We start from the raw sequence: 6,406 nt of genomic DNA, 5'->3' as shown, positions 1-6,406 counted from the left end.
CTGCGACAGATCTCCACCAAGCAGGGTGCGGATCGCTGCGAGATCTGCGACGTCTTCGCTCTGGCGGATCGGGTGGTGTTTTCGACGCCGTCGCTGCTGATGCTGCCCGAAATGGTCGAGTTCCTCTACGTGACCACCGACGCCGAATTCGTCCGTCTGAAATCGGCCGGAGAGCCGCAGCCGCCCCGAGGGCACGCCTCCTGAGGTCTATCGCGCCATGCTCCAATCCGGGCGGATCGCGCCCGTGACGCCGTCGAACGCGCCATCGGCGAGTTCTGCGACCAGGAGGCGGTCGTAGTCGACCGGCCCCGGCATGGTCGCCCTGCCTTTCGGCACCCGCTTGAAGCCGACGCGCCCGTAATAGGCTTCATCACCGACCAGGAGCACCAGGCGATGCCCGTTCGACCTGGCGTCCTTGAGCGCGCGATCGAGCAGCGCTCGGCCGACACCGTGCTTGCGAAACGGCGGCTCGACCGTCAGCGGCCCCAGCAGCAGCGCCTTGGTCTCGCCGACGCAGACCGGCAATTGGCGTACCGACCCCACCAGCAGCGTGCCGATATGCGCGGTGAAAGACAGATCGAGCAGATGATCGACATGCTCGCGCAGCCGGTAGGCGCTGAGCACAAAACGGCCGGGCCCGAAGGTGCGCTCGTGCAGACGCTCGATCGCGAGCGCCTCATTGGGGGTTTCCGGCAAAATGGTCAGAGACAGATCGTTCATCGCGCGTGCGGGATAGCATCTGACGTCCTCGCGGTCTATCGCCCCCTGCCCGTCCATGATCAGACCGCCACCGCCTGTTTGGCGGGCCTGCCGGCTCTCACTTCGTCCGCCTGCTGCATCAGCGAGGCGAACAGCAGGCTCCACAGCGACAGCATCGCAATCGGGATCGTATAATAGGGCGTGAACACCGGATGGCTCATGAAGAAGACGATATTGATCACAAGGTTTGCCACCGTCACCAGCGCAACCCGGCGAATGCCCTCCTCGCAACGCGCGCGCAGGGTGAAGGCGGCACACCCGAGCGCAAGCAGCAGAAAAATGGTCTGAATGTCGCCGGCGTATTGCCAGACCACGCGAAAGGAGAAATCCGGCGGCGCCACGTCCTGGCCGCCATAGGTCGTCGACAAGGGGCTGCCGGCGTTGATCGCATTGGCAAGCAGCGTCGGCGCCAACCCGATCAGAAAAGCAACAGCAAAAGCAACGCCCCGCAACGCCGCTACGATCTTCCGGCTCGACCAGAAGGCCATGACAAAAACCACAAGATAGCCTGACGCCAGGAACAGGTTGGGCAACCTTAAATTGACCGACAGGCCGAGCAGCAGGCCGAGCGAGATCGAAAGCAGCGTCCGACGGCTGGGCCGCGTCCTGATGAACAAACGGGCCGTGAGATAACCCGCCAGCGCGCACACCACCATTGTGGGCGCCATCGAATAGCTGGCCTTCGACGGATTGATCATCAGATAGATCGCAAGGCAGCCGAAGGCGCCGGCGGCCAGCACGGTAGCCGTCGAGCTGGCGTAGACGATACCAAGCAGCGCAAAGCCAGTGATGACGATCGAGGCCGACACATAAAGCGGGACCACCTGATGTCCTTCCGGAAACATCGCAAGCAGCAGCCCGGTACCTGGCGGATACTGGGCTACCCTCTTGTTCGACGCCGACATCGCGGTATGACAGGGCAAGGTCGTGACGTCGTTCCAGGTGGGAAAGCCGATCTCCTTCAGTTTCGACACCAGGTAATGATCGTCATCCCGGGAAAGATCGGTATCGAAGCCGGTGAGGCCGAATCTCTGAAACAGATGCGCCTGCCGCAAATAGCAGACGTCGTCGTAAACCCCGCGGGACTCGGTCCAATGCGACATCGACCAGACATTGCTGGCGAGCATCAGCAGGCAGGCGAGACCTGCGATGATTTTCAGGGATTTCACGGCGTGGGCTGCATACTCTGTCACTCGGCGCCGGGACTCCTAGCACAGCCTAGCGCCATGTCGCGCTCGGCGTCGCGCCCTCGAGCACCTCTCTGATGCGCAGGCGCGTCCCCTCGGTGGTATCCGCCGGCAGCGCATCGACGTCGAAGAAGCCGCAAGCGATGATCTCGTGATTGGGCTTGGGAAGGCGGTCCTGGCGGAATTGCCTGACGACGAAGACGGCGACGTGATCCCGGTTTGACACATGACGGTTGAAGAACAGGCCGTGCAGGGCCGGCGTGTCCACAACCTCGATGCGGCCCTCCTCCATGAGTTCGCGCGTGAGCGCCTGCAGCACGGTCTCGCCGACCTCGACGCCGCCGCCCGGCAGGTGCCAGCCCGCGACGTAGCTGTGCTTGACCAGGAAGACGCGCTCCTCCTGGTCCACCACGACGCCGCGCACCCCGAGCGTCATGCCGCGGGCCAGCCGCCAATAGAGGTGGAAACAACGCCGCACGACCGGCTCAAGAGGCGTCCGCAAGCCAGCCCAGTTCATCGCAAATGACATTCCATCGTGTTTGATCCTTGCGCCGGCACGGCCGGCTTGCCAATAGGAAGCCACGGAGTCGGAGAATATCGCGGCATGATCGTGACGATGTGGCGCGCAGCCGGTTCGGCGGGGGTCGCTTGATGGCGGGATTTACGCTGGCGCATGTGTCCGATCCGCATTTGCCGCCGTTGCCGACGCCCCGGATTTGGGAGCTCGCGGGCAAGCGCGCGCTCGGCTATCTCAACTGGACACGCAACCGACACAAATACCATCGGCGCGAGGTGCTCGATGCGCTGGTCGGCGACCTGCATGCGCAGAGGCCCGACCATGTCGTCGTCACCGGCGATCTCGTCAATCTCGCGCTGGAGGCGGAATTCGCGCCGGCGCTGTCGTGGCTGAAGGATGTCGGCGAACCCGATCGGGTCACCGCCATTCCCGGCAATCACGACACTTACGTCCGCGCGACCCGGCGCCGCTTTGCGGAAGCCTGGGCCGACTATCTCCACGGTGACGCGCAGTGCGACGTGCAGTTTCCGTCGCTGCGGCGGCGTGGCCCCGTCGTGCTGATCAGCCTGTCGTCGGCGCTCCCGACGCCGCCCTTGATGGCAACGGGAACGCTCGGCCGCGTCCAGCTCTCAGCGCTGGAGCATCTGCTGCAGCGATTGTCTGCCGAGCAGGCATTTCGGGTCCTTCTGGTCCATCACCCGCTGCGATCGCGTTCGCGCATCAAGCGGCTGACCGATGCAGGCGAGCTGATCGCGCTGTTGCAGCGGCACGGCGTCGAATTGATCCTGCACGGACACGACCACATCCACTCCACCATCTGGATCGACGGACCGAGCGGCAAGATTCCCGCGATCGGCGTGCCGTCCGCCTCCGCGCTCGCGCACGGCCATGCCCCCGCCGCCGCGTACAACCTCTATCAGATCGAGCGCGACACCACGGCGTGGCGCTGCGAGCAGATCGTGCGTGGCATCGATGAGAAGTTGCAAGTGCGGGAATTGAACCGGGCCCGTCTGGTCTAACCCGCGCTCACAGAGGCCGCAGGCTGGCGTAGAGCGCGAACGCAAACAGCGCCAGTGCGCCGACGACGAAGCCGAGCACAAATATCCCGAACCCGCGACGGCACGGCTTCTTCTCGTTCGCCGGCGCGGGCATGGCGGCCAGCGCCTGTTCGCGCTCGATCATGCGGCGCGCGATATAGTCGGTGACGGCCTTCACCATCACCGGCACATCATGGGATTCCGCGATCACGACGCGGCCGAAACGTGTGTCCTGCACGAAACGGTAGATTCGCTTGTCCCGCCCCATGACGACATGGGCAACGACATCGATCCATAGTCGCGGCGTTTCGCCCTGGCTGATGCCACGGTCAAACATGTCGATCTGCTCCGGAACCTCGGCAAACAAGGGATCGAGCGCCTCATTGAGGATTTCGAGTCGCGCGACCTCGGCATCGCGCAGATCGACGACGACGCCGGTGCGATCGGCAGCCTCGATCCGCGCCTGCCGCAGCGCGTCACGCAAGCGGATCGGGCGGCTCTCGCCCGCGGCACCGGTGTTATGCGCCTCTGACATCTGACGGCCTTTGCCCAAGGTTGCAACCGGCCCTTAACCTAGCAGCAACCATAACCCCCGCAAAGGTCGTTTAGTCTCAATAGCTTACATCTTAGGCCGCAGGACGGGCCAGACCGCGGGCGGTCCCGCCCGGAAAACCGGGTGGGACCGCCTTGCTCCTTGGTTGCGCTTCGCCGATCCAAAGGAAGCCGGTCAGGCCGCGTTGCGGCTCGGCTCCTCGACGATGGAGAAGCGCACGCCGGCTTTGTGCCGGTTCTCCTCCGAAACCTCGCGCCAGCAGTCTTCCGCTTCCTGACGCGTCTTGAACGGGCCTTTGACCTGGGCGGAGCCTTCCACGAGCTTGTGGAAGTTCATCGAGCCGAACTCGCCGCCAATCACCCAGAAATTGCTGCCTTTGGTCATGATCTCCTCCTCTTATTCAGCTGCCTGGATGTGGACTTCCGAACCATGCGGCTTGAACTGCGCAGCTTCGGTCGAATCGTGGAGTGCGGTGGTCGACGACTGACCGCCGGTGATGGTGGTCGAGACCAGGTCGAAGTAGCCGGTGCCGACTTCGCGCTGATGGCGCGTCGCGGAGTAGCCAAACTTCTCCGAGGCGAACTCGGCCTGCTGCAGGCGCGAATACGCCGCCATGCCCTCGGCCTTGTAGCCGCGCGCCAGTTCGAACATTCCGTGGTTGAGCGAGTGGAATCCCGCCAATGTCACAAACTGGAACTTGTATCCCATCGCGCCGATCTCGCGCTGGAACTTCGCGATCGTCGCCTTGTCGATATTGGCTTCCCAATTGAACGAAGGCGAGCAGTTATAGGCCAGCATCTTGTTCGGATAGACCTTGTGCATGGCTTCGGCGAACTGCCGCGCGTCGTCGAGGTTCGGTGTCGAGGTCTCCCACCAGATCAGGTCGGCATACTTCGCGAAAGCGATGCCGCGCTTGATGCAGTGCGCCAGCCCCGTGCCGGGCTTGAGCCGGAAGAAGCCTTCCGGGGTGCGCTCGCCGGAGATGAACTCGCGATCCCGCTCGTCGACATCGGCGGTGATCAGCTTTGCGCTCTCCGCGTCGGTACGCGCCAGTACGAAGCTCGCGACCCCGCAGACGTCAGCGGCGAGCCGCGCCGCGATCAGATTGCGCTCATGCGCCGCCGTCGGGATCAGCACCTTGCCGCCCATATGGCCGCACTTCTTTTCCGAGGCAAGCTGGTCCTCGAAGTGCACGCCGGCAGCGCCCGCCTCGATATAGGCCTTCATGATCTCGAACGCGTTCAAGGGGCCGCCAAAGCCGGCTTCGGCGTCGGCCACGATGGGCACGAACCAGTCGATCTTGCTGCCGCCTTCGGAGTGCTCGATCTGGTCGGCACGCTGGAAGGTGCGATTGATGCGGCGGCAGAGCTCAGGGCCGGCATTGGCGGGGTAAAGGCTCTGATCCGGATACATCGCGCCCGCGGTATTGGCGTCAGCCGCGACCTGCCAGCCCGAGAGGTAGATCGCCGGCAGGCCAGCACGGGCCTGCTGCATCGCCTGGTTACCGGTCACCGCGCCGAGCGAATTGACGTAGGGCTCCTTCTTCAGCGAGTCCCATAGGCGGTTGGCGCCCTTCTCGGCGAGCGTGTAGGCGATCGGCACGGAACCGCGCAGCCGCTCCACCTCGGCGGGGGTGTAGGGACGGGTGATGCCCTCGAAACGCCCCGCGGGCGCCGGAACCAGCTGCTCAAAGGTCTTCGCCATTTGTCTTCTCCGATCGACATTCTTGACAGTGCATTGCGATATGCGTGGCGAGAGCTAAACGCTGGTTCCAATGAAGTGTACATATAGCTTGCGATCGAATGGTGATGTCATGTAACATGAATACATGTAATAGATGTTATGTTGTAATTTTTGTCATAAAACAGGCCCAATCTACCATGCCGTCCGACTCCGGAAAAAAGCTCTTCGTCGGCCCGCGCTTCCGCCGCATGCGGCAGCAGCTTGGGCTGTCGCAGACCCAGATCGCCGAGGGGCTCGGGATTTCGCCAAGCTACGTCAACCTGATCGAGCGCAATCAGCGTCCGGTGACGGCGCAGATCCTGCTGCGTCTCGCGGAATCCTATGACCTCGATCTGCGCGATCTCGCGACCGCCGACGAGGACCGCTTCTTCGCCGAGCTCAATGAGATATTTTCCGATCCGCTGTTCCGCCAGATCGACCTGCCGAAGCAGGAACTGCGCGATCTCGCCGAACTCTGCCCCGGCGTCACCCATGCGCTGCAGCGGCTTTATGCGGCCTATACCGAGGCGCGGCAGGGCGAAACGCTGGTCGCAGCGCAGATGGCCGATCGCGACGAGGGCAGCCGGTTCGAGGCCAACCCGATCGAGCGCGTGCGCGAGCTGATCGAGGC

At 63.6% G+C, this 6,406-nt stretch carries 8 protein-coding genes and 1 pseudogene; 3 read left to right on the top strand and 6 right to left on the bottom strand.

Annotated features, from left to right (window positions below; all coding sequences use genetic code 11):
• Nucleotides 1–204 (top strand): annotated as a pseudogene (locus WCB02_RS13125) (hypothetical protein); the annotation flags it as partial.
• Nucleotides 205–207: 3 nt separating this feature from the next.
• Here the strand turns inward: WCB02_RS13125 and WCB02_RS13120 are convergent.
• Genes WCB02_RS13120 through WCB02_RS13110 form a run of 3 tightly spaced genes read right to left on the bottom strand, consistent with a single transcriptional unit; the run spans nt 208 to nt 2,463 of the window.
• Nucleotides 208–720 carry a GNAT family N-acetyltransferase gene (locus WCB02_RS13120; RefSeq protein WP_423958656.1) on the bottom strand — a complete coding sequence of 171 codons (513 nt, stop codon included), beginning with the start codon at nt 718–720 and terminating at the stop codon, nt 208–210.
• Between the two features lie 59 nt (nt 721–779).
• Nucleotides 780–1,928, bottom strand: coding sequence for a hypothetical protein (locus WCB02_RS13115; protein WP_423958655.1), 1,149 nt, complete (start codon nt 1,926–1,928; stop codon nt 780–782).
• A gap of 49 nt (nt 1,929–1,977) precedes the next feature.
• Nucleotides 1,978–2,463, bottom strand: coding sequence for an NUDIX domain-containing protein (locus tag WCB02_RS13110; protein WP_423958654.1), 486 nt, complete (start codon nt 2,461–2,463; stop codon nt 1,978–1,980).
• Between the two features lie 134 nt (nt 2,464–2,597).
• On the opposite strand from WCB02_RS13110, the gene WCB02_RS13105 reads away from it, so the two are divergent.
• A complete protein-coding gene (locus WCB02_RS13105) occupies nt 2,598–3,482 on the top strand; it encodes a metallophosphoesterase family protein (protein ID WP_423958653.1) in 885 nt (294 codons plus the stop codon).
• A 7-nt stretch (nt 3,483–3,489) separates the two neighbouring features.
• Here the strand turns inward: WCB02_RS13105 and WCB02_RS13100 are convergent, their stop codons facing one another.
• From WCB02_RS13100 to aceA, 3 genes are all read right to left on the bottom strand, one after another.
• Nucleotides 3,490–4,035: a hypothetical protein gene (locus tag WCB02_RS13100; RefSeq protein WP_423958652.1), complete on the bottom strand. Its 546-nt coding sequence runs from the start codon at nt 4,033–4,035 to the stop codon at nt 3,490–3,492.
• Between the two features lie 192 nt (nt 4,036–4,227).
• Complete coding sequence (locus WCB02_RS13095; protein ID WP_423958651.1) at nt 4,228–4,437, bottom strand: DUF4170 domain-containing protein; 210 nt, start codon at nt 4,435–4,437, stop codon at nt 4,228–4,230.
• 12 nt (nt 4,438–4,449) lie between these two features.
• Nucleotides 4,450–5,757: an isocitrate lyase gene (gene aceA / locus WCB02_RS13090; protein WP_423958650.1), complete on the bottom strand. Its 1,308-nt coding sequence runs from the start codon at nt 5,755–5,757 to the stop codon at nt 4,450–4,452.
• Between the two features lie 176 nt (nt 5,758–5,933).
• On the opposite strand from aceA, the gene WCB02_RS13085 reads away from it, so the two are divergent.
• Nucleotides 5,934–6,406 (top strand): helix-turn-helix domain-containing protein (locus WCB02_RS13085; protein WP_423958649.1); only part of this gene is annotated, 473 nt, incomplete at its 3' end.

The organism is Bradyrhizobium sp. (assembly GCF_049581145.1).
Lineage (GTDB): Bacteria > Pseudomonadota > Alphaproteobacteria > Rhizobiales > Xanthobacteraceae > Bradyrhizobium.
Note: the sequence above shows the minus strand (reverse complement) of the source record. Positions and strands in the feature narration are given on the sequence as shown.

Coding starts and splice junctions, on each gene's coding strand:
- WCB02_RS13120 (WP_423958656.1), bottom strand. CDS start 720: ATGAACGATCTGTCTCTGACCATTTTGCCGGAAACCCCCAATGAGGCG.
- WCB02_RS13110 (WP_423958654.1), bottom strand. CDS start 2,463: ATGAACTGGGCTGGCTTGCGGACGCCTCTTGAGCCGGTCGTGCGGCGT.
- WCB02_RS13105 (WP_423958653.1), top strand. CDS start 2,598: ATGGCGGGATTTACGCTGGCGCATGTGTCCGATCCGCATTTGCCGCCG.
- WCB02_RS13100 (WP_423958652.1), bottom strand. CDS start 4,035: ATGTCAGAGGCGCATAACACCGGTGCCGCGGGCGAGAGCCGCCCGATC.
- WCB02_RS13095 (WP_423958651.1), bottom strand. CDS start 4,437: ATGACCAAAGGCAGCAATTTCTGGGTGATTGGCGGCGAGTTCGGCTCG.
- aceA (WP_423958650.1), bottom strand. CDS start 5,757: ATGGCGAAGACCTTTGAGCAGCTGGTTCCGGCGCCCGCGGGGCGTTTC.